Here is a 22,760-nt window from a genome sequence, read left to right as displayed (position 1 = left end):
CGACCAACTGGTCAGACCGGGACCGGTCAAGCCCTGAATTTTTACTTGTGATTTCAAAAAAACCCGGCGTAGACTGGCCCAGCACTGGACTTACCGGTAATACCACAACAATTAAGCCCTGGAATCACCAGGGCACCGAATAGAGATCCCTCCCATGCTCAGATGGTGCTCGCGTTCGATTTTCCTGCAAGTCGTGATTGGCCTGATGCTCGGCATAATCTGCGGCCTGGCCCTTCCCGAATTCTCTTCGCAACTCAAACCCCTGGGTGACGGCTTTATCAAGCTGATCAAGATGCTGATCGGCCTGATCGTGTTCTGCGTGGTGGTCAGCGGTATTTCCGGTGCCGGCGACTTGAAGAAAGTCGGGCGAATCGGCCTCAAGTCGGTGATCTACTTTGAAGTACTCACCACCGTGGCCCTGGTGATCGGCTTGATCATGGCCTTCAGTACCGGCATCGGCACCGGTGCCAATATCCATCTGGAGCAGCTCTCCTCCGCCGGTTTGAATGAACTGGCCGACAAAGGCCAACACATCCGTGGCACCAGCCAGTTCCTGATGGACCTGATCCCCAACTCGGTGATCGGCGCCTTCGCCGACAACAATGTGCTGCAAGTGCTGCTGTTCTCGGTGCTCTTCGGTAGCGCACTGAACCTGGTGGGTGAAGCGGCGTCAGGCATTTCGCGCCTGATCAACGAACTGAGCCACATCATCTTCCGCATCATGGGCATGATCGTGCGGCTGGCGCCGATTGGCGTGTTTGGCGCGATCGCTTTTACCACCAGTACCTATGGCCTGGATTCGCTGCAGCACCTGGGCAGCCTGGTGGGTTTGTTCTACTTGACTTGCTTTGCCTTTGTCGCGCTGATCCTGGGCCTGGTGATGCGCCTGTCCGGCCTGCGCATGCTGCCGTTGCTCAAGTACCTGCGTGAAGAACTGCTGATCGTGATGGGCACCGCCTCCTCCGATGCGGTGCTGCCACAGATCATGCGCAAACTCGAACACCTGGGGATTGGCAGCTCCACCGTGGGCCTGGTGATTCCGACCGGGTATTCGTTCAACCTCGATGGTTTCTCGATCTACCTGACCCTGGCCATTGTGTTCATCGCCAATGCCACCGGCACGCCCCTGTCGATGACTGACTTGCTGACCATCCTGCTGGTGTCATTGATCACCTCCAAGGGCGCGCACGGCATTCCCGGGTCGGCGCTGGTGATTCTGGCGGCGACACTCACCGCCATCCCGGCCATTCCCGTGGTCGGCCTGGTGCTGGTACTGGCGGTGGACTGGTTCATGGGCATCGGCCGCGCGCTGACCAACCTGATCGGCAACTGCGTGGCGACCGTGGCCATCGCCCGATGGGAAAAAGATATCGATATCCAGCGCGCCAACAAAGTGCTCGACGGCCAGCAGGGTTATACCTTCCAGGCCAAGAAACCGGTGCTCCCGACACACCAGGAGTTCTGATCCATTTTCATGGCAGACATCGATCAACTGTGGGAGGGAGCAAGCCCCCTCCCAGACTTTGACAACCGTGTTTGCAACATCAAGGAGACGCAGACGTGATCAGCACCTCAACCGTCGTCAATTCAGTGGTAGAAAAACTGCGCGCCGCGCTCAAGCGGGGCCAGTGGCGCCAGGGTGAAATGCTGCCCGGCCAACGCGAGCTGGCCGAACAGCTAGGCATCAGCCGCCCCAGCCTGCGCGAAGCGGTGATTGTGCTGGAAACCCTCGGCCTGGTGCGTTCCATGCCCGGCAAGGGCGTGGTGGTGCTCGAAACCAGCGTGAACGAGCCCCAAGCCAGTGACACCGTGGCCGATGCCAGCCTCGAAGACATCCTGCAACTGCGCTACACCCTCGAACCGTTCATTGTCGGCCTGGTGGCGCAGTCCATCAGCAGCAAGGAAGTCGGCCAATTGCGCCTGACCCTGATGGATATGCGCGAAGCCCTCGACGCCGGTGACGCCGAAGCCGGGATGAACGCCTACCTCAACTTCCACGAAGAGCTCTTCGCCCTGACCTCCAACCCGATCTTCCAGAACGTGGTGCAACAGACCAGCAACGCCCTCAAGCAGAGCGCCCAGGTACTGCGCAACTCCCCCGAACATCTGGCCGAACGCCTGCAGGAAAATGAAGCCGTGGTGCGCGCCATCCGCAACAAGAACAGCGCCCTGGCCAGCGCCGAGATGCGCCGGCACATCCTTCAGGAAGGTCTGCGCATGGGCATACGCTTGAATATCCCGGACGACCACCTGGGCAGCTGATTATTGGAGACAGGCCATGACCGCCCGCGCGCTACACCGTAATTCAGTCATCACCACCCTGCCTGCCATGCGCCTGGTCGCGGGCAAAAAACCCTCGGTGGACGATATCTACCCACGGCTGTTCGACGCGATTCTGGAACAACGCATCGCCCCGGCCAGCCGTTTTACCGAAGAGGGCCTGGGCGAAATCTTCGGTGTGAGTCGCAGTGTGATTCGCCGGGTCTTGGCGAAACTGTCCCATCAACAGGTGATCATCCTGCGCCCCAACCAGCGCGCCCAGGTGGCGGCGCCGGATGCCCGGCAAACGCGACAAATCCTCGAAGCGCGGCGGCTGACGGAGATCATGGTAGTGCAACTGGCCTGCGCCGCAGCTACCCCAACCCAGGTACGCCAGCTACGCGAGCTGATTGCCAGGGAACGCGACTGTATCGAACGGGATCAACGCGCACCGGCCATTCGATTGTCGGGGGAATTTCACCTGCAGTTGGCGGCGATCGCCGGTAACGCGCCGTTGGCGCAGTTCCTTAACAGCCTGGTACCGCTGACATCGTTGATCATTGCGCAATACGAAACCCAAGCCTGCACCTACTGCACCTGGCAGGAACACCTGGCGATGACAGACGCGATTGAACAGGGCGATACAGACCACGCCGTGAACCTGATGACCCAGCACCTGAACCATCTGGCCCATCGTCTGACTCGCCGAGCGCAGCCATAGCTATGTAACGCTTGCGGCCCAGACAACTTTCTTAACCTGTGTTTTCACTCATCAAGTGCACAAGCACAGGTAACCCTCATGTACGTAGACTCTCAAACACTGCCTGCACTGTTCACACTGCTCACCCAGTTGAACGCGCAGAAAAGCCTGTTGGGCGAAACCCTCCAGGCATCACTCGACCAGCTCAATGGCATCGCGGGCAGGATCGGGTTTGAACTGTTTTCCCTGGAAAGCTACGCCCAGGCCGAGCTATGCCTGAACATCACCGCTGCGCGAGGTCATGCCGAGGCGCAGTACGCCATGTCCCTGTGTGTCAGCCGGCGCGACGGTGACTTGCGCATAGCCTCTGAAGAAGCGCGCCAATGGCTCAAGCTGGCAGCCGCCCAGAACCATATCCCTGCCCTGATGCGACTGGGTGATGCCGACTCCCTTGCAAAGGCACGCGAACAACTGACGCCCAACGCCGCTGCGGGCGATACCCAAGCCATGCGGTTTCTGTTCCTGCTCGACAAGGAGGTGAGCTGGTTGGACAAGGCCGTCGCCAGAGGTGATCACACCGCACAATTTCAACTCGCCCAGGCCTATCGCGACACGCCGCAACTGATCCCCAACGCAGTGGAACGCCGTGCACTGGTTGAAGAGCTGCTGCAAAAAGCGGCGGACGGCGGCGACCTGCAAGCCTTGGCTGATCGAGTATTTTCCAGCAAGTCCAGCGCCAGCGTGCTGGAAAAACAACAACGGTTGATACAACTTGCAGGGACGGGGCAATTGGACGCGCTGCTGGAATACGGCTATGCACTGGCGGGCATGCCGCGTAATGGCAAAGGCAAACTCAACTTTGCGCAAAGGCACCCCTCGGCGCCGCGCACCTATGGGCTTGCAAGGGATTTTGCCAAGGCCTATGCCGTACTGGGGCTGGTACTGCCGAAACTGCCGGACTACCCGGCGGCTGAGATACTCAAGCAAGACATGAATGCTATCTGGCATCAAATGACCCTGGAACAGTACTCGACCTGCGAGACCCTTCGCCTGGATCTGCAGGCGCGCATTCCCAGGGTATTCAAACTCATGGCCCCCATCATCATTGTCGGCAGGCCATCGTATTGATCGCCGAGAACCCCGGCCTTTGAAGATCGCATAAAAAAATCCCCGCATGTTTCCATGCGGGGATTCTTGGTTACAGCCATGGATCAACGGTTTAAATTACCGGCTGACCACTCATCGCCAGGTCCAGCAGTTCACGGTTGGCCACTGCATACATGGCGTAGTCCGTGCCGACCGCAGAGCGGATTTCCAGCATCATCGCGACCCAACGATCCGCCATGTCCTTGTGCTGCTCAAGCCACAGGGCCACGCGGGCTTCCATGTCTTGTGGCGCATCGGCCATTTGCAGGACGGAGATGGTGATCGCCCGTTGCTGCCAGTCCACATCATCGCGGAAGGCTTCACGGGCCTGGGCCTGCCAGTTGTTGGCCACCGGCAGATCGCTGATCTGCTGCAGATACCACGGCAAGTCCAGGGCGCTGCCGACGGCGAAGTAGGCCTTGGCCACTTCGGCGGCGTCATGCCCGGTGACGTCGGCCGCTTCGATGATCGGCAGCAAGGTGTACAGGTGCGTGGTACCGGCCACCATGCGCGCCAACAACTCCGGCACGCCGGCGTTGGTGTAGGCCTGGTAACGGGTCTGCCAGCCTTCGCGGGTCGGGCCTTCCAGCAGTTCGTCAAGCTTGAGACCCAGCGCGGCCAGGTGCGGACCGAAGTGTGCGGTATCACGACCCGCGTCCTGCTCGTTGCGACGGCTGCGCAGGAACCAGCGCGTGGCGCGACGGCCCAGGCGCATCAGTTCATCCATCAGCTCCAATTGCACATCAGCCGAAACCTGATAGTCCAGGGCCTCGATCTGACGGAACCAGTGCGGGAGGTGGAAGATGTCACGCACGATCACATAAGCACCGGCGACGTTCGCCGGGCTCATGCCGGTGGACTCCTTGAGCCGCTGAACGAAGGTGATCCCCATGTGGTTGACCAGGTCGTTGGCGATCTGGGTGCTGACGATCTCACGCTTCAAGCGGTGGCGACGCATGGCCTCGGAGAACTTGGCCACCAGGCTTGGCGGAAACGCGGTTTCCATGTCACGGGTCAGGTAGTCGTCATCCGGCACCAGGGACTTGAGCAGCGCTTCCTTGAGGTCGATCTTGCTGTACGAGATCAGCACAGACAGTTCCGGACGGGTCAGGCCCTTGCCATTCGAAGCACGCTCGGTGAGCTGCTCCTCAGTCGGCAGGTACTCGATGGCGCGGTCCAGCTTGCCACGGCCTTCCAGGTCGCTCATCAGGCGCTTGTACTCGGCGGCACGCTCGTAGGCACGGCGTGCAGCCAGGGACAGGGCCTGGGTCTGCTTGTAGTTGTTGCCCAACACCAGGCCGCCGACTTCGTCGGTCATGCTCGCCAGCAACTGGTTGCGCTGCTTGTCGGTCATGTCACCGGCCTGCACCACTTCGTTGAGCAGGATCTTGATGTTCACTTCGTGGTCGGAGCAATCCACGCCACCGGCGTTGTCGATGAAGTCGGTGTTGGAACCGCCGCCATTGAGGCCGAATTCCACACGCCCCAGCTGGGTCATGCCGAGGTTACCGCCCTCGCCCACCACCTTGCAGCGCAGTTCGTTACCGTTCACACGCAACGCGTCGTTGGCCTTGTCGCCGACATCCGCATGGCTTTCGCTGCTGGCCTTGACGTAGGTACCGATACCGCCGTTCCACAACAGGTCCACCGGTGCCTTGAGCAAAGCGTTCAGCAGTTCGGTCGGGGTCAGCTTGTCGGCCTTGATGTCGAAGCGCTCTTTCATCTGTGGCGAGATGGCAATGCTCTTCGCGCTACGCGAGAAGATACCGCCGCCTTCGGACATGATGCTGGTGTCGTAGTCAGTCCAGGCCGAACGCGGCAGGTCGAACATGCGCTGGCGCTCGGCAAAGCTGGTCGCCGGGTTCGGGTTCGGATCGATGAAGATGTGCAGGTGGTTGAAGGCCGCGACCAGTTGCAGCTTGTCGGACATCAACAAGCCGTTACCGAACACGTCACCGGCCATGTCACCCACGCCGACGACCGTGATGCTGTCTTCCTGGACATTGATGCCACGCTCGCGGAAGTGGCGCTGTACGCCGACCCACGCGCCCTTGGCGGTGATGCCCATTTTCTTGTGGTCGTAACCGGCCGAACCGCCGGAGGCGAACGCGTCGCCCAACCAGAAGCCGTAGTCGATGGCGATGCCGTTGGCGATGTCGGAGAAGGTCGCAGTGCCCTTGTCCGCCGCCACGACCAGGTACGGGTCATCGTCGTCATGACGCACGACGTTGGCCGGCGGCACCAGGGCGCCGTCCTTCAGGTTGTCGGTGATGTCCAGCAAACCGGAAATGAAGATGCGGTAGCAAGCGATGCCCTCGGCCGCGATCTCGTCACGGGTGCCGCCCAACGGCAGGCGACGCGGCAGGAAGCCGCCCTTGGCGCCCACCGGCACGATCACCGAGTTCTTCACTTGCTGGGCCTTTACCAGGCCGAGCACTTCGGTACGGTAGTCTTCTTCGCGGTCCGACCAGCGCAGGCCACCCCGCGCAACATTACCGAAGCGCAGGTGCACGCCTTCGACACGCGGCGAGTAGACGAAGATTTCAAACTTCGGCACCGGCTTGGGCAGCTCGGGAATGGCACGCGGGTCGAACTTGAAGCTGAAGTACGACTTGTTCTGGCCGTTGGCGTCGGTCTGGTAGAAGTTGGTGCGCAGGGTCGCCTTGATCAGGTCCAGGTAGCGACGCAGGATGCGGTCTTCGTTGAGCACCTGGACGTCGTCCAGGGCGCTGAGGATCGCTTGCTCCAGGCGTTGCTGCTTGTCTTCCAGGTCGTCGGCGGTGAGCTTGCGCGCCAGGTAGAAGCGCGTCTTGAACAACCGGGTCAACTCGCGGGCGATGTCGGTGTGGTTGTTCAGGGTGCTGGCGATGTAACCCAGGTCAAAGCCCAGGCGGATCTGCTTGAGGTAACGCGCGTAGGCACGCAGCAACGCCACGTCGCGCCACGGCAGGCCGGCGGTCAGCACCAGGCGGTTGAACGCATCGTTTTCGGCGTCGCCATGCACGATGTGCACGAACGCATCCTGCAGGGTGTCGTTGAGCTGCTGGATATCCAGGTTCACGCCTTCGGCGGCGATGAACGCGAAGTCATGGATCCAGAACTCACGGCCATTGGCGTGACGCAGACGGTACGGGAATTCACCCAGCACGCGCAGGCCGAGGTTTTCCAGGATCGGCAGCACGTCGGACAGCGCCAGCGGGGTATCGGCATGGTAGAGCTTGCAGTGCAGCTCGCGCTGGCCGGAGACCTGGCCCAGCGGCTGGTAGAAGCTCATCACCAGCGGGTTGGCTTCGGTCAGGCTGAGCAGGTGCTGCATGTCGACCACGGCCGAATGCGCGGCAAAACGCTCGCGGTAGCCGGCCGGGAAGCCTTTCGGGAAGTCAGCCAGCACGTTGGTGCCGTGGGCTTCGCCGAAGCTCTCGACGACCAGGCTTGCGTAGTCGTCCTGCCAGCTGCGGCAGGCTTGCACCACTTCTTTTTCCAGCTGGACCGGATCGATGTCCAGGCGGTTCTTCGGGTCGACCCGCAGAATCAATTGCACGCGAGCCAGCACGGATTCGGAGAAGAACGTCCAGAACTCGCAGTCCGACGCTTTCAGGCGATCCATCAGCACTTGCTGGATCTTCTGGCGCACTTCGGTGGAGTAGATATCACGCGGCACATAGGCCAGGCAGTAGCAGAAACGACCGTACGGGTCTTTGCGCAGGAACACGCGGATCTTGTTGCGTTCCTGGATCTGCACGATGGACATCACAGTGCTGAACAGCTCGTCGACCGGGGTCTGGAACAGGTCATCTCGAGGCAGTACTTCGACGACCTGAGCCAGCTCCTTGCCCAAGTGCGCCTTGGCCTGGAAGCCCGAACGACGTTCGATTTCCGCGACCTTGCGGCGGATATAAGGGATCACGCGCACGCTTTCACCATACACCGAAGAGGTGTACAGGCCCATGAAGCGGTGTTCCTTGATGACTTTACCGTTCGCGTCGATCTCGCGGATCGACACGTAGTCCGGGTAGGCCGGGCGGTGCACACGGCTTGGGTGCGCGGCCTTGGCGAACGACAGCACGGTCGGTTCACGCAGGTAGGTCACCGCGTAATCTTCGATGCGCAGGTCTTCGGCGGTCAGGCCGGCACGCAGCAGCTTGGTCAGGCCGAGGAAGGAATTGGCGTCATATTCGATATGACCACCGTCCTTGTCGTCACGTACCACGAATTCTTCATAGCCCAGGAAGGTGAAGTGGTTGCCCACCAGCCACTCCAGGAAGTTCTTGATCTCGGCCTTCTCTTCGCCGTCGATGACGAACTGGCTGGCATCGATACCGGCCAGCAGGTCCTGGACCTTGGCTTTCATCGGTTCGAAATCGGCCACGGCCACGCGCACTTCGCCCAGCACCTGCTCCAGCTCTTTGCCCAGCACGTTCAGTTCGGCGGCATTGGCGCAGCGATCGATTTCCAGGTACATCAGCGATTCTTGCTGGACGCCTTCGCCCTGGGTGCCCTTGGGCAGGATTTCCAGCAACTCGCCCTTGCCGCCACGGCGCACGCTGAGCACGGTGGTTTGCAGGGTGTGGATGCTGTAGCCGCGGCGGTTCAGCTCGGTACGCACCGAGTCCACCAGGAACGGCAGGTCATGGTGCAGCACTTCAACCGCGGTGTGGGTCGACTGCCAGCCATGACGCTCGTAATCGGGGTTGTAGACCCGCACTTGCGGTTGGGCGTGGTCAAAGCGCTCAAGCAGGCGCCAGGCAGACAGGGTGCAACCGGCCAGGTCGGAAAGGCGACGTTGGGTCAGTTCGTCCAGGGAAATGATGCCGAAGAATTGTTCAGCGAACAGCGCCACTTGTGGCAGTGCCTGTTCACTGATGTGCTGCGCCAGTGCCGCTTGCAGTTGGTGCTGGAAGTCGGCCTTGCTGGCTGCGGTGAAGAACGCCATCTGTGGTACTCCGCTTGGGCTTGTTATTGATGGAAGCGTCGCGTGTTATCCCCTTTCGGGGAGACCGTCGACTCTGTTCGCTGGTATTCATATAAGCACCATAAACGAATCAGGGTGACAGGTGGGTGAAGCTGGACAAGACAATCAGGTCACATACAACTTCCATAAGATGCGCACTTTGCCGGGTGACGGTACGACGGGCAGGTCAGGCGCCTGGCTCATGCACATCCGTTGCGCAGCTTAACGAGTGTAGGAAGACCGCTGCTTGCGGCGCTGCGACATATTCGGTCATCGGTAAGCAGGCGCGCGGTTGCGACTTGGGCAACCCGTAGATTCCGATAGAAAAATCGGCTGCTTTCGAGACAAAAAGTGCCGGAAGTGACTGATTTTACCCATCAGGTCATGTCGCCCACGACATAGCATGCAGCACAAAATTCGCGGCAATGGCACAATCGCCCGCATTGCGCCCTCCCCCAGACAGGATTCCCCATGCTGCAACTGAACACCGACGCCTTGATGGCCACCCCGTGCGACGAAGAAGAAGACAACATGGCGATGCTCTGCTGCCACGGCAAGAACGGCGAGATGTTCATGCTCACGCGCTACCCGGACGAGGACGAAGTTGAGCTGACCTGGGATTACGAACCGTCGACCCTGGATGGCGTGAAGGTCACCCTGGGCGCGACGACCTTGCTGGTTGAGCTGGCCGCAGGTGATGCCGATGCCCTGGGCGGCAAGGACCAGCTGGAGATTACCCATGCCACTGCAGCGGCGGATATGGCCGAAGTCGAGGAAACCCTGCAAAACATCCTGAAGGGTACCGGCACCTTCACTCGGATCTAGATGGTTTTCTATTGTAGTGAGCGGGCTTGCCCCGCGCTGGGTGGCGCAGCCGCCCTAAACCCAGCCACCTCGGTTTTCCTGAAACACTGCGGCGTCCATGTTGGGGCGGCTTTGCCACCCAGCGCGGGGCAAGCCCGCTCACTACAAGAAGCCGGTGCTGACACAATAATCCTACAAGTTTTGCCAAAAATACCGGTTATGCCGTTAGTCGCCGCCCCCCTCGATGCATTAAAGTAAGCGCCCCAGGCCCGGTGTTTTTGTTCGACGCCCGGGCTCATCTCTCCAGGAACCGTCATCGATGGAACATCGTGAAGCGCTGCTTGCGCTGCGAACCTTTCTTTCTACGCAGATTCTCGGCCAGGAAAAACTCATTGATCGCTTGCTGATCGCCCTGCTCGCCGACGGCCACATGCTGGTCGAAGGCGCGCCGGGCCTGGCCAAGACCAAAGCGATCAAAGAGCTGGCCGAAGGCATCGAAGCGCAGTTCCATCGTATTCAGTTCACGCCCGACCTGTTGCCCGCCGACATCACCGGCACCGAGATCTATCGCCCGGAAACCGGCAGCTTCGTGTTCCAGCAAGGGCCGATCTTCCACAACCTGGTGCTGGCGGACGAAATCAACCGCGCCCCGGCCAAGGTGCAATCGGCCTTGCTGGAGGCCATGGCCGAGCGTCAGGTCAGCGTGGGCCGTAGCACTTACGACCTGTCACCGCTGTTCCTGGTGATGGCGACGCAAAACCCTATCGAGCAGGAAGGCACCTATCCGCTGCCCGAGGCCCAGCTCGACCGCTTCCTGATGCACGTCAAGATCGGCTTCCCGGATGCCACCGTGGAACGCCGCATCCTGCAACAGGCCCGTGGCGAGGCGCTCAACGGCGAAACCAAGCCTGAACGCCGGGTCAGCCAGCAAGCGATCTTCGCGGCGCGCAAAGAGATCCTCGGCCTGTACATGGCTGACGCGGTTGAGGAATACCTGGTGCAGTTGGTCATGGCCACGCGCACACCGGCCAAGTTCGACCCGGAAATGGCCGAGTGGATCGCCTACGGCGCCAGCCCCAGGGGCTCCATCGCGCTCGACCGCTGCGCCCGCGCCCACGCCTGGCTGGCCGGTCGCGACTTCGTGAGCCCGGAAGATATCCAGGCGGTGTTGTTCGACGTGCTGCGCCATCGCATCATTCTGTCGTTCGAGGCCGAAGCGGCCGGCGTTGACCAGGACCGTGTGGTGCAGCGCATTCTCGACGTCGTTGCCGTCGCTTGAACCCCATGAACGCAGGCGATGGCATCCGCGTCACTCTCAGCGAATTGATCGAGATGCGTCATCGCGTGCGGGAAGTGCAGTTGTTTTCCACCCCAAGCCAGCGCAGCCCGTTGATCGGCCTGCACCACTCCAAGCTGCGTGGGCGTGGCGTCGATTTCGACCAGGTGCGCGTGTACCAGGCCGGGGACGATGTGCGCACCATCGACTGGCGCGTGACGGCACGCACCCAGGAGCCGCACACCAAACTCTTCCATGAAGAACGCGAACGGCCGATCTTCATCATGGTGGAACAGAGCTGCCGGCTGTTTTTCGGCTCGGGGCAGATGTTCAAGTCGGTGCTGGCGGCGCAGGCGGCCAGCCTGATCGGCTGGGCCGCGCTGGGGCACAACGACCGCGTGGGCGGGTTGGTATTCGGCGACAGCGAGCACTACGAAATCAAACCGCGACGCAGCAAACAAAGCCTGCTGCAACTGCTCAATCGGCTGGTGCGGGTCAACCAGAGCCTGAATACCGAACGCCATCCGGAAGCCGACGCCCTCGGCATGGCGCTGCGCCGTGGCCGCGAAGTGCTGCGCCCCGGCAGCCTGGTGATCGTGATCTGTGATGAGCGCGCGCTCACCGAAGGCGCCGAACAGCAGTTGAGCCTGCTGTCACGCCATTGCGACCTGCTGCTGCTGCCGATCTCCGACCCGCTGGACCATGCCCTGCCGGCCGCCGGGCTGCTGCGTTTTGCCGAGCGCGGCGCACAGCTGGAACTGGACACGCTGAACTTCGACCTGCGCCAAGCCTACAAGGCCCAGGCCGAAGCCCGCATTGCCCGCTGGGAACTGCTCGCGCAAAAGCTGCGGGTGTTATTGATGCCCTTGAGCACCCAGAGCGAAATGGTCGAGCAACTGCGCGAATACCTCAACCCGCAACGCCCGGTTAAAAAGCAATGAGCAGCCTTGACCAACTGCAACCGCTGATTGCGCCTCCCGCCATCGGTTTCTGGCCGCCTGCACCGGGCTGGTGGCTGTTGCTGCTGCTGATTCCACTGCTCGGTTGGGGCTTGTGGTGGCTGCGCCGCTTCCTGCCCAAAAAACGCCCCGTGGCCCGTGCCGAACAGCCCCTGGACCCGCTGCGCATCGCCGCCCTCGCCGAGCTGGCCCTGATGCCCAAACCCTACGACGGCGCCCCGGCCGGGGCCTGGCTGCAGCAGCTCAACGGCCTGCTCAAACGCCTGTGCCGCAACGACTACCCCTACAGCCAGAGCCACACGCTCAACGGTCGCAAGTGGCTGGCCTTTCTCGACAACCGCTGCCCCGCTGCGGGCCTGACCCGCTGGATGGTGTTGGTGGAAGGCGCCTACAAGCCCGAGTGCAAACTCGACGATAAAGCCATCGCGGGCCTGACCCAAGCCGTCGACACCTGGATCCGCAAACATGTTTGAGTTCGCCTGGCCGTGGATCTTTGCCCTGTTGCCATTGCCCTGGTTGATGCGCTTTATCCTGCCCGTGGCCGACAGCGGCGAGCCCGCCTTGAAGGTCAGCTATCTGGCCGACCTCGAAGGCCTGGCGCGCCGTCGCGCCCGCGTCAACCTGCCGGGCTGGCGCCAGCAAGCGCCGTTCGTGGTGTTATGGCTATTGCTGTTGACCGCAGCTGCACGCCCGCAATGGCTGGGTGAACCGCTACCGATTGCCGCCAGTGGCCGCGACCTGCTGGTGGCGGTGGACGTTTCCGGTTCCATGGATTTCCCCGATATGCACTGGCAGGACGACGACGTCAGCCGCCTGAGCCTGGTGCAACACCTGCTCGGGGATTTCCTCGAAAGCCGCGAAGGCGATCGTGTGGGCCTGATCCTGTTCGGCAGCCAGGCTTACCTGCAAGCACCGCTGACCTTCGACCGGCACACCGTGCGCACCTGGCTGGATGAAGCCCGCATCGGCATCGCCGGCAAGAACACCGCCATCGGTGATGCCATCGGCCTGGCCCTCAAACGCCTGCGCCAGCGCCCGGCGCAGAGTCGCGTACTGATCCTGGTCACCGACGGCGCCAACAACGCCGGGCAGATCGACCCGCTGACCGCCGCACGCCTGGCGGCCGAAGAAGGCGTGAAAATCTACCCGATCGGCATCGGCGCCGACCCCGAACAGACCGGTTCCCTGGGGATCCTCGGCGTCAACCCGAGCCTGGACCTGGATGAACCCGCCTTGAAGGCCATTGCCGCCGCCACCGGGGGACGCTACTTCCGCGCCCGCGACGGCGACGAGCTGCAAAAGATCAAGGAAACCCTCGACCAGCTCGAGCCCGTGGCGCAACAACCCACCCAGGCCCGCCCGGCCCAGGCGCTGTACAGCGCGCCATTGGCCCTGGCATTGATCCTGAGCATGTTGCTGGTGATCCAGGAGCGCTGGCCCGACAACGCCTTGCAACGCGCCTTCAATAAACTCTCGAGCAAAGGCCTGTTCCTGCAACAGCATCCTGAGTGGCGCCAACGCCTTAAACGCCTGCGTTTGCGGAGGCGTCGATGATCGATCTGTGGCCGCATTGGTTCCGCCCCTGGTGGCTGTTGCTGCTGCCGCTGCTCGGCTGGTTGCTGTGGCAGCTGTGGCACCGGCAAAAACGCGCGGGGCGCTGGCAGGTGATCCTGCCGCCGGCCTTTCATGCGGTATTGCTCAGTGGCGGCAGCGGGCGCGAGAGCAAATCGCCGTGGGTGGTGCTGGGCATTGCCTGGCTGCTGGCGGTATTGGCATTGCTCGGGCCAAGCTGGCAAAGAGTCGAGCAGTCCAGCCAGAAACCCGCCGACCCGCTGGTGGTGCTGCTGGAGCTGACCCCGGAAATGCTCGCCACCGACAGCCCGCCCACCCGCCTGGAGCAGGCGCGCCGCAAGCTCTATGACTTGCTGCAGGCACGGGGCAATGCGCCGACCGCCATCGTGGTGTATGCCGGCAGCGCCCACACCCTGGTGCCGCTGTCGGATGACCTGGGCACCAGCCGCAACCTGCTGGAAGCCTTGCGCCCCTCGATCATGCCCGAGCCCGGCCATCGCGCCGATCTGGCGGTGGACAAGGCGCTGGCCCTGCTCAAGCAAGGCGGTCTCGGCCAGGGGCGCCTGTTGCTGGTGGGCTCGTCGCTGTCGAAACAGGAGCGCCAGGGCATCCGCCTGCTGCTGCAAGGGGCGCAGGCCCCGGCGTTGTCGATCCTCGGTATCGGTAGCCGCGAAGGCACCCCGGTCACCCAGGAGAGTGGCGAGTTCCTCAAGGACGATCAGGGCGCGATCCTGGTACCACGCCTCGACAGCCCGACCCTCAAGGCCTTCGCCAGCGAAATGGGTGGCCGCTACCGCGCCGCACGCCTGGATGATAAAGACTTGCGCCAACTCGGCCTGCTCGACGGTCCACAGGCACTGCGCAACGACGGCCAACTGCTGCACCTCGACACCTGGGCCGACCAGGGCTACTGGCTGCTCCTGCCGTTGTTGCTGCTGGCCGCTTGCGCCGGGCGTCGCGGCTGGCTGTTCTGCTTACCCCTGCTGTGGCTGGGCGCGCCGCAACCGAGCTATGCCTTTGAATTCCAGGACCTGTGGCTGCGTCCCGACCAGCAGGGCCAATACCTGCTCAAGCACAAACGCCCGGCCGAAGCCGCCGAGCACTTTGAAGACCCGCAATGGCAAGGCGTGGCGCTTTACGAGGCCGGCAACTATGCCGAAGCGATCAAACGTTTTGCCGAGGGCAATGACGCCTATTCCCACTACAATCGCGGTAATGCCCTGGCCAGGTCCGGCGCCCTGGAGGCTGCGGTCGACGCCTACGAACAAGCCCTTGAAGCGCAGCCCGACCTGCAACCGGCGTTGAAAAACAAGGCACTGGTGGAGAGCCTGATCCAGGAACAGGCCCAGCCCGAACCGGCGCAGCCTGTCAAAAACGAGGATGACGAAACCACCCAACCCGGCCAAACTGCGCAACCGGGCGCCAGCGGGCAAAGCTCCACCGGTGGCGAACAGTCCACCCAGGGCCAGGGTGAAGCCGGCAATACCGACAGCCAGGCAAACGCCTCGCCAAAGGCCGGCGGCAATGAGGTCCCGGGCAGCGAGCTGGGCGATGAGCAAACCACTACGCCACCCTTGCGCCCCACCGATGCCAGCCTTGACGGCGAACATCGCCAGGCCCTGGAGCAATGGCTGCGGGAGATCCCGGACAACCCCGGTGAACTGCTGCGCCGCAAATTCTGGTACGAACAGCAACAACATCAGGACAAGACTCGATGAGCCGCCGCACCACCCTTCTGCTCCTGCTCGCGTTATCGACAGGCCACGCCCAGGCGGCGAACCTGGTCGCCAGCGTCGACCGCAGCCGCGTCAACTCCGGTGAAACGGTGGAATTGACGGTGGAGTCCAGCGACGTCACCCAATTCGGCAAACCCGACCTGTCCCCCCTCGATGCACAGTTCGAAGTCAGCGGCACGCGCCAGATCAACCAGCTCACCACCCTGGGCGGCGACAACCACGCCACCACACGCTGGATCATCACCCTGCTGCCCAGGGAAAACGGCACCGTGGTGATTCCACCGCTGCAAGTGGGCGACCTCAAGACCCAGCCGATCAGCCTGCAGGTGGTGGAGACCGCCAGCCAGAACACCAGCGCCGAACTGGCGCCGGTGTTCATCGAAGCCAGCCTCGACCAGAACAGCGTGTACGTGCAGGCCCAGGCATTGTTGACGGTGCGCGTGTACCATTCGGTGTCACTGTATGACGACAGCAGCCTGACGCCGTTGCAGATCCCCGATGCGCGGATCGAGCAATTGGGCGAATCGCGTACCTACGAAAAGGTCATCAACAGCATCCGCCATGGGGTGATCGAAACCCGTTACGCGATCTATCCGCAGCACAGCGGCGCCCTGCTGATTCCGGCGCAGACCTTCAGCGCCACGCTGGTCGAACCGCGCCCGCCCCAGGAAAACACGCTGCAAGGCACCAAGCCAGGCAAGCTGATCCATGTCAGCTCGGCCGAACTGCCGCTGACCGTCAAGCCCAAGCCGGCGCTGTACCCGGCGGATGCGCCGTGGATACCCGCACGCAACCTGACCCTGAGCGAAGCCTGGAACCCCGAGCCCGACCACCTGCAAGTCGGCGACTCCCTGACCCGCAGCCTCACGGTCAAGGCCGAAGGTCTTTCCAGCGCGCAACTGCCGGCCCTGCCGAGTACCGACATCGGTGGCCTGCGGCGCTACCCGGATCAACCGGTACTCGGCAACCAGAGCAGCGACCGCGGCCTGATCGGCAGTCGCGAAGACCGTGAAGCGCTGGTGCCGACCCGCGCCGGGGCCCTGGAGCTGCCGGCAGTGGAAGTGGTGTGGTGGAACACCCACGAAGACCACCTCGAACGCACCAGCCTGCCGCCCCGCACCCTGCAAGTGGCGACCAACCCCAGCCTGGTGGTGGACACACCCGCCACGCCGACCGTAATCACCGCACCGGACGATGACCGCCTGTGGCTATGGCAGCTCAGCACACTGCTGCTCGCCTGCACCACCTTGCTCGGCTTCGGCCTGTGGTGGCGTGCGCGCCGGCAACCCGCCGTACAACGCACCGCGCAGACCGGCCCGAGCCCACGCACCCTGCTCGACGACCTCAAGCGCGCCACCCAGGCCAACGACCCACAAGCCACACGCCAGGCACTGGACGCCTGGGCGCGGCAACAGCCGGAAACCCTGGCGGACATGGCGGCGCGGTTCGTGCCGCTGTCCGACGCCCTGGATGGCCTCAATGGCGCGTTGTACAGCGAGAGCGGCCAGTACTGGCTGGGCGAAGACCTGTGGCGCGCCGTAAAAGCCATCCCCATGACCGAACGCACCCAAACCCCGGCCACCGACACCACCAGCTTGCCGCCGCTGTACCCCAAATAGCGGTGGGAGGGGCTTGCTCAAATGCCAGTCAGTTAAGCGATAGAGCAGGCAGCGGGTAACCTGTGGCGAGGGAGCTTGCTCCCGTTGGACTGCGTAGCAGGCCCAGTCTTTTCAAACCAGAAGCTGGGGCCGCTTCGCGGCCCAACGGGAGCAAGTTCCCTCGCCACAGGACAGCGTTGCGCCTTACTGACTGTGCATTTGAGCCAGCCCCCTCCCACCGCTTTACAGGTAAACTCCCCTCCTTTTCATCTTTTCCACGGAGTTCGCCTTGCGTTTGTTTCATACCTCCGACTGGCATCTGGGCCAAAACCTCCACGGCCAGGAACGCGACTTCGAACACGCCTGTTTCCTTGAGTGGCTGCTGGGCCAATTAAAAGCCGAGCAACCGGATGCGTTGCTGATCGCCGGCGATATCTTTGACACGGTCAACCCGCCGCTCAAGGCCCAGGAGCGCCTGTACGATTTCATCATCAGCGCCCACGAGCAAAACCCCAAGCTCACCATTGTGATGATTGCCGGCAACCACGATTCCGGCTCGCGCATCGAATTGCCGGCGCCGTTGATGCGCCGCTTGCGCACCCATGCGTTGGGCCGGGTGCTGTGGCTGGACGACGGGCAACTCGACGCCGAACGCCTGCTGATTCCCCTGCCGGATGCCAAAGGCAAGATCGCCGCATGGTGCCTGGCGCTGCCGTTTCTGCGCCCGGCGGAAGTCACCGGCGCACACTTGGGTGACGATTACCTGCGCGGTATCGGCCAGGTGCATGAATGGCTGATCGCTGCGGCCAAGGCCAAACGCAAAAAGGGCCAGGCGTTGATCGCTATCAGCCACGCGCATATGGCCGGTGGTTCGGTGTCGGAAGACTCCGAGCGCAGCCTGATCATCGGCAATGCCGAAGCACTGCCCGCCAGCCTGTTCGATAACCGTGTGGGCTATGTCGCCCTCGGTCACTTGCACAAGCCGCAGCAGGTGAATGGCGAAGAACGCATCCGTTATTCCGGCTCGCCGATTCCGCTGTCGTTTTCCGAAATCGGCTACAAGCACCAGATTCTTGACGTAACGTTTCAGGGCGAGCGGCTGGTGAACGTCGAACCGCGCCTGATCCCCCGTTCGGTCAATCTGCAACGCCTGGAAGCCGCGCCCCTGGCCGATATCCTCAAGCAACTGGGCGACTTGCCCGACATCGACCTGCTCGCCGAAACCCAGCGCCACCCTTGGCTGGAGGTGCGTGTGCGCCTCGACGAGCCACAGCCGGACCTGCGCCAGCAAATCGAAACCGCCCTGCAAGGCAAAGCCGTGCGCCTGGTACGCATCGCCGCCGAATACGCAGGCGCGGGCAACCGCGAAGACCGCGATGAAGAGCGCCTGGTTGAACTCGACCAGCTCACGCCCCAGGAACTGTTCAGCCGCGCCTGGCAGGACAGTTACGGCAGCGAAGTGGATGAACAGACCTTGAAGGATTTCGCCGTGCTGCTCCAGGAAGTGCAACAGGAGGATGAACAGCCATGAAGATCCTCGCCATCCGCCTGAAAAACCTCGCCTCCCTGGCTGGGCCGTTTGAAATCGACTTCACCGCCGAGCCCTTGGCCAGTGCCGGGTTGTTCGCGATTACCGGGCCCACCGGCGCGGGTAAAAGCACGCTGCTCGATGCGTTATGCCTGGCGTTGTTCGGCGCCGTGCCGCGCCTGGGCGACACCGGCCAGGCCAAGATGCCCGATGCCGACAGCGACATTTCCATCGGCGACCCACGCACCCTGCTGCGACGTGGCACCGGCGGCGGTTACGCCGAGGTGGACTTTGTCGGCGTCAATGGCCGTCGCTACCGTGCGCGTTGGGAAGCTAACCGCGCCCGCGACAAGGCCAGCGGCAAATTGCAGAACAGCCGGCAAAGCCTGATCGACCTGGACAGCGATCAACTGCTGGCCAGCCAGAAAACCGAATACAAGGCCCAGCTGGAACAGGCCCTGGGCCTGAACTTTGAGCAGTTCACCCGGGCCGTATTGCTGGCGCAAAGCGAGTTCAGTGCGTTCCTCAAGGCCAACGATAACGAACGCAGCGAACTGCTGGAAAAACTCACCGACACCGCGCTTTACACGCAGTTGGGTCGCCGTGCGTTCGACAAAGCCAAGGACGCCAAGGAAGCCCACAAGCAGCTGCAGGACCAGGCCACCGGTGTAGTGCCGCTGGCCCCCGAAGCGCGGGCCGAACTCGATCAACAATTGGCCGAAGCCCAGCAACAGCTCAAGACCCGGCAGGCTAAGCTCAAACAGTTGGAACTGCAACATACGTGGCTCAAGGAGCTACGCGAATGGCAGGAGCGCCGGCAAGCCGCCGCCGAACAGTTGCAGCACGCCGAGCAGCAATGGCATGACCAGGGCCAGCAACGCCAGGATTTAAGCCGCCTGGAGCAGTTGGCGGCGCAGCGCCATCATTTCGCCCGACAGGCCGAACTGGGCACCTTGCTGGCGCCGCTCGCCACGCAGATTGCGCAGCACATCGAGCAGCAAACCGCGTTACAGAGCCAGCAAGAGCAGGCACAACAACAGCACGCCGCCGCTCAGTCAGCCTTGACCGAGGCTCTGAAACATCAGGCCGACGCCGTGCCGTTATTGCGCCGGGCCTTCGAAGAGCAGAGCACCCTCGCCCGTTTGAGCAAAGACCTGGCCAAGCGCACCGAAGAGCAGCACGTGCAGGAAACCGCCTGCACCCAGGGCCAGGTCGCGCTCGATGGCTTGTTGGAGAAACAAGCGCAAGTGGGCGTGCGCCTGCAACATCTGGCCAACGAACTTGAGCACAGCAGCGCCCTCGCACCGCTGAGTGAGGCCTGGGCCGCCTACCGCGACCGCCTGCAACAACTGATGCTGATCGGCAATCGCCTGAACAAAGGCCAGGCCGAACTGCAGCAACTGGAACAGCGCGCCAGCGCCGCCGCCGAGCAGTTCACCCAGCAGCGCGAAGCCTTGGAGCTGTTGTACCAGGAAGCTGGCGCCGAACCCCACGCCGTGGCCGAACAAATCCAATTGCTCGCCAGCCTGCTTCAGGACAATCGCAAGCAGCAACGCGCCTTCGAAGAGCTCACGCGCCTGTGGGACAGCCAGCAACAGCTGGATCAACAGAGCGATGCGCTGACGCAAAAACTCGTGCAGGCCCAGCAGCAGCGAGAAAAGCTCAACCAGGCGGGCCTGCAAGCCAAGGCTGAATTGGCCGTGGCCGAGCAAACCCTCACGGTGACCAAGCAACTGCTGGAGCGCCAGCGCCTGGCCCGCAGTGCCAGCGTCGAGGAGTTGCGCGAGCGGTTGCAAGACGACCAGCCGTGCCCGGTGTGCGGCAGTCATGAGCACCCGTACCACCAGCCCGAGGCGCTGCTGCAAAGCCTCGGCCGCCATGACGAAAATGAAGAGGCCACGGCGCAGAAAGCGGTCGACAGCCTCAAGGAAACACTCACCGAGCTGCGTGGCGAAGTGGGCGGTTTGATCGCCCAGCAAAAGGGTTTTCTGGAACAGCAGGAGCAGTTGGCGGCGCAGCAACTGGCGCTCAAACCCAGCCTGGAAGCCCATCCCCTGTACGCCGCGCTGTTCAATCAGGAGCCGCCTCAGCGAAGCGCCTGGCTGGCCCAGCAACTCAACCAGTTGACGCAAAGTATCAGCCAGGACGAACAACGCCAGGGCGCCCTGCTCAACCTGCAGCAAAACGCCGGGCGCCTGCAGCAACAACTGCAAGCCGCCCAGGAGGCCAGCCAGCAAGCGCGCCAGTTGCTGGCAGACCAGCAACGCGAGCTGTCCAATGACCGCGACCGCCTTGAAGAAGAACTCAGCGCCTTCGCCAACCTGCTGCCCGCTGCCACCCTGGACGGCCTGCGCCGCGAGCCGGCTGCGACCTTCATGCAGTTGGACCAGCAGGTCAGCCAGCGCCTTGAGCAACTGGGACAGCAGCGCGATGAACACGCCGAGCAACAAGAGCGCCGGCAAGCCATCGAGAAAGAACAGACCCATCAGCAGCATCGCCAGCAACAACTGGACGTGCTGCGTCAGCAGGTCGCGGAACTGGCCGCCCAGCAGCAAGCGGCTCAGGAAACACTCGGCACCTTGTTGGGCGAATACCCCAGCGCCGAACACTGGCAACAGCAATTGGACCAGGCGGTGGCGCAAGCTCGTCAACACGAAACCGACGCCAACCAACAGTTGCAAGATTTGCGCAACACGCTGATCCAGCTGGCCGCCGACCTCAAGGCCCAGCAGGAACGCCAACAGGCACTCAGCGCCGAGCAACACACCCTCGACCTGCGCCTGGGCGAATGGCGCGCCCAGCATCCCGAGCTGGATGACGCCGGCCTCACCCGCTTGCTGGCGTTCGATGACCATGCAATCAGCGCGCTGCGCCAGCAGTTGCAACACAGCGAAAAAGCCGTGGAGCAAGCCAGGGTGCTGCTGCAGGAGCGCGAACAACGCCTTGCCGAACACCAGGCCCAGCACAATGGCAACCTGGAAGCCGAGCAACTGGACAACAGCCTCGCGGCCCTCAATCAGCACCTGGCCGACGACGAGAAGCACTGCGACGCGCTGCGCGCACGGCAGGTCGAGGACCAGCGGCGTCAGGACGCCAACCAGGCACTGGCAGAACAAATCACCCAGGCCTATGACGAATGGCAGCGCTGGGCACGCCTGAACGCGCTGATCGGCTCGGCCACCGGCGATACCTTCCGCAAAATCGCCCAGGCCTACAACCTCGACCTGCTGGTGCACCACGCCAACGTGCAACTGCGCCAACTGGTGCGCCGCTACCGCCTCAAACGTGGCGGCAGCATGCTGGGGCTGTTGGTGATGGATACGGAAATGGGCGATGAACTGCGCTCGGTGCACTCGTTGTCCGGTGGCGAGACGTTCCTGGTGTCGTTGGCGCTGGCGTTGGGCCTGGCTTCGATGGCGTCCAGCACGTTGAAGATCGAGTCGTTGTTTATCGACGAAGGCTTCGGCAGCCTCGACCCCGAATCACTGCAATTGGCAATGGACGCCTTGGACGGTTTGCAGGCCCAGGGGCGCAAGGTGGCCGTGATTTCCCACGTGCAGGAAATGCATGAGCGCATCCCGGTGCAGATCCAGGTCAAGCGCCAGGGCAACGGGTTGAGCACCCTGGAGGTCAAGTGAGCGAGGCGCTGCTGTATTCGTTCCGGCGGTGCCCGTACGCGATGCGGGCGCGCCTGGCCCTGCGTTATTGCGGGGTGGCCGTGCGCATTATCGAGGTGAGCCTCAAGGCAAAGCCGGCCGAGATGCTGGCGCTGTCACCCAAGGGCACGGTGCCGGTATTGAGTGTGGCGAGCCATGTGATCGACGAAAGCCTGCCAATCATGCAATGGGCGCTGGCACAGCACGACCCTGATGATTGGCTGCTGCAAGGTGACCCGGCGGTGTTGTCGCTGATTGCCGAGAATGACCAGGTGTTCAAACATCACTTGAATCGATACAAATACGCCGAACGTTATCCCGAACACCCGATGGAGCATTATCGGGCCGAAGGCGAGGTGTTTTTGCAGAAGCTGGAGGGTTTGCTGACCCAGCATGAATACCTGCTGGCTGAGCATATGAGCCTGGCGGATGCGGCACTGGCGCCGTTCGTGCGCCAGTTTGCCCATGTGGACCGGGAGTGGTTTGCCGCAACACCGTATCGGCGGCTGCAGAAATGGTTACAACGTTTTCTGGAGTCGCCGCTGTTTATTGCGGTGATGGCAAAACCTTGAAGC

At 62.6% G+C, this 22,760-nt stretch carries 15 protein-coding genes; 14 read left to right on the top strand and 1 reads right to left on the bottom strand.

All coding sequences use genetic code 11. The annotated features are described in order from the left end of the window. Positions 1 to 139: 139 nt before the first annotated feature. The 4 genes from DK870_RS23650 to DK870_RS23635 all read left to right on the top strand — a co-directional run bounded on the left by DK870_RS23650 (position 140) and on the right by DK870_RS23635 (position 4,087). On the top strand, positions 140 to 1,465 hold the full coding sequence (locus DK870_RS23650) for a C4-dicarboxylate transporter DctA (protein WP_174554059.1): 1,326 nt from the start codon (positions 140 to 142) through the stop codon (positions 1,463 to 1,465). 95 nt (positions 1,466 to 1,560) lie between these two features. Then, complete coding sequence (locus DK870_RS23645; protein WP_060752630.1) at positions 1,561 to 2,262, top strand: FadR/GntR family transcriptional regulator; 702 nt, start codon at positions 1,561 to 1,563, stop codon at positions 2,260 to 2,262. Between the two features lie 16 nt (positions 2,263 to 2,278). Further along, positions 2,279 to 2,980 carry a GntR family transcriptional regulator gene (locus DK870_RS23640; protein WP_161549831.1) on the top strand — a complete coding sequence of 234 codons (702 nt, stop codon included), beginning with the start codon at positions 2,279 to 2,281 and terminating at the stop codon, positions 2,978 to 2,980. Between the two features lie 78 nt (positions 2,981 to 3,058). Then, the gene (locus DK870_RS23635) at positions 3,059 to 4,087 is read left to right on the top strand and encodes a tetratricopeptide repeat protein (RefSeq protein ID WP_161549830.1); all 1,029 of its coding nucleotides are present in this window, start codon (positions 3,059 to 3,061) and stop codon (positions 4,085 to 4,087) included. Between the two features lie 91 nt (positions 4,088 to 4,178). On the opposite strand, the gene DK870_RS23630 is transcribed toward DK870_RS23635, so the two are convergent. Next, entirely contained in the window at positions 4,179 to 9,038 is a 4,860-nt protein-coding gene (locus tag DK870_RS23630; RefSeq protein WP_161549829.1) for an NAD-glutamate dehydrogenase, read from the bottom strand. A 489-nt stretch (positions 9,039 to 9,527) separates the two neighbouring features. On the opposite strand from DK870_RS23630, the gene DK870_RS23625 reads away from it, so the two are divergent. The 10 genes from DK870_RS23625 to DK870_RS23580 all read left to right on the top strand — a co-directional run bounded on the left by DK870_RS23625 (position 9,528) and on the right by DK870_RS23580 (position 22,757). After that, positions 9,528 to 9,881, top strand: coding sequence for a hypothetical protein (locus tag DK870_RS23625; protein ID WP_060752626.1), 354 nt, complete (start codon positions 9,528 to 9,530; stop codon positions 9,879 to 9,881). A 298-nt stretch (positions 9,882 to 10,179) separates the two neighbouring features. Then, on the top strand, positions 10,180 to 11,139 hold the full coding sequence (locus DK870_RS23620; protein WP_060752625.1) for a MoxR family ATPase: 960 nt from the start codon (positions 10,180 to 10,182) through the stop codon (positions 11,137 to 11,139). 5 nt (positions 11,140 to 11,144) lie between these two features. Continuing rightward, positions 11,145 to 12,077: a DUF58 domain-containing protein gene (locus DK870_RS23615; protein ID WP_161549828.1), complete on the top strand. Its 933-nt coding sequence runs from the start codon at positions 11,145 to 11,147 to the stop codon at positions 12,075 to 12,077. Beyond that, positions 12,074 to 12,568: a DUF4381 domain-containing protein gene (locus tag DK870_RS23610; RefSeq protein ID WP_060752623.1), complete on the top strand. Its 495-nt coding sequence runs from the start codon at positions 12,074 to 12,076 to the stop codon at positions 12,566 to 12,568. Before DK870_RS23615 ends, DK870_RS23610 begins: the two co-directional genes overlap by 4 nt. Further along, positions 12,561 to 13,649, top strand: coding sequence for a VWA domain-containing protein (locus DK870_RS23605; RefSeq protein ID WP_060752622.1), 1,089 nt, complete (start codon positions 12,561 to 12,563; stop codon positions 13,647 to 13,649). Before DK870_RS23610 ends, DK870_RS23605 begins: the two co-directional genes overlap by 8 nt. Continuing rightward, positions 13,646 to 15,385 carry a tetratricopeptide repeat protein gene (locus DK870_RS23600; RefSeq protein ID WP_060752621.1) on the top strand — a complete coding sequence of 580 codons (1,740 nt, stop codon included), beginning with the start codon at positions 13,646 to 13,648 and terminating at the stop codon, positions 15,383 to 15,385. Before DK870_RS23605 ends, DK870_RS23600 begins: the two co-directional genes overlap by 4 nt. Beyond that, on the top strand, positions 15,382 to 17,022 hold the full coding sequence (locus DK870_RS23595) for a BatD family protein (protein ID WP_161549827.1): 1,641 nt from the start codon (positions 15,382 to 15,384) through the stop codon (positions 17,020 to 17,022). Before DK870_RS23600 ends, DK870_RS23595 begins: the two co-directional genes overlap by 4 nt. A gap of 268 nt (positions 17,023 to 17,290) precedes the next feature. Then, on the top strand, positions 17,291 to 18,532 hold the full coding sequence (locus DK870_RS23590; protein WP_060752619.1) for an exonuclease SbcCD subunit D C-terminal domain-containing protein: 1,242 nt from the start codon (positions 17,291 to 17,293) through the stop codon (positions 18,530 to 18,532). Further along, entirely contained in the window at positions 18,529 to 22,167 is a 3,639-nt protein-coding gene (locus DK870_RS23585) for an AAA family ATPase (RefSeq protein WP_161549826.1), read from the top strand. Before DK870_RS23590 ends, DK870_RS23585 begins: the two co-directional genes overlap by 4 nt. Beyond that, the gene (locus DK870_RS23580) at positions 22,164 to 22,757 is read left to right on the top strand and encodes a glutathione S-transferase (RefSeq protein ID WP_161549825.1); all 594 of its coding nucleotides are present in this window, start codon (positions 22,164 to 22,166) and stop codon (positions 22,755 to 22,757) included. Before DK870_RS23585 ends, DK870_RS23580 begins: the two co-directional genes overlap by 4 nt. Positions 22,758 to 22,760: the final 3 nt, after the last annotated feature.

This window comes from Pseudomonas sp. Q1 (assembly GCF_009935975.1).
Classification (GTDB): Bacteria; Pseudomonadota; Gammaproteobacteria; order Pseudomonadales; family Pseudomonadaceae; genus Aquipseudomonas; species Aquipseudomonas palleroniana.
This window is presented reverse-complemented; position numbering and strand designations above follow the sequence as displayed.

Excerpts from the sequence above, each read along its gene's own strand:
- DK870_RS23640 (WP_161549831.1), top strand. The coding sequence starts at position 2,279 with ATGACCGCCCGCGCGCTACACCGTAATTCAGTCATCACCACCCTGCCT.
- DK870_RS23635 (WP_161549830.1), top strand. The coding sequence starts at position 3,059 with ATGTACGTAGACTCTCAAACACTGCCTGCACTGTTCACACTGCTCACC.
- DK870_RS23630 (WP_161549829.1), bottom strand. The coding sequence starts at position 9,038 with ATGGCGTTCTTCACCGCAGCCAGCAAGGCCGACTTCCAGCACCAACTG.
- DK870_RS23625 (WP_060752626.1), top strand. The coding sequence starts at position 9,528 with ATGCTGCAACTGAACACCGACGCCTTGATGGCCACCCCGTGCGACGAA.
- DK870_RS23620 (WP_060752625.1), top strand. The coding sequence starts at position 10,180 with ATGGAACATCGTGAAGCGCTGCTTGCGCTGCGAACCTTTCTTTCTACG.
- DK870_RS23615 (WP_161549828.1), top strand. The coding sequence starts at position 11,145 with ATGAACGCAGGCGATGGCATCCGCGTCACTCTCAGCGAATTGATCGAG.
- DK870_RS23610 (WP_060752623.1), top strand. The coding sequence starts at position 12,074 with ATGAGCAGCCTTGACCAACTGCAACCGCTGATTGCGCCTCCCGCCATC.
- DK870_RS23605 (WP_060752622.1), top strand. The coding sequence starts at position 12,561 with ATGTTTGAGTTCGCCTGGCCGTGGATCTTTGCCCTGTTGCCATTGCCC.
- DK870_RS23600 (WP_060752621.1), top strand. The coding sequence starts at position 13,646 with ATGATCGATCTGTGGCCGCATTGGTTCCGCCCCTGGTGGCTGTTGCTG.
- DK870_RS23595 (WP_161549827.1), top strand. The coding sequence starts at position 15,382 with ATGAGCCGCCGCACCACCCTTCTGCTCCTGCTCGCGTTATCGACAGGC.
- DK870_RS23585 (WP_161549826.1), top strand. The coding sequence starts at position 18,529 with ATGAAGATCCTCGCCATCCGCCTGAAAAACCTCGCCTCCCTGGCTGGG.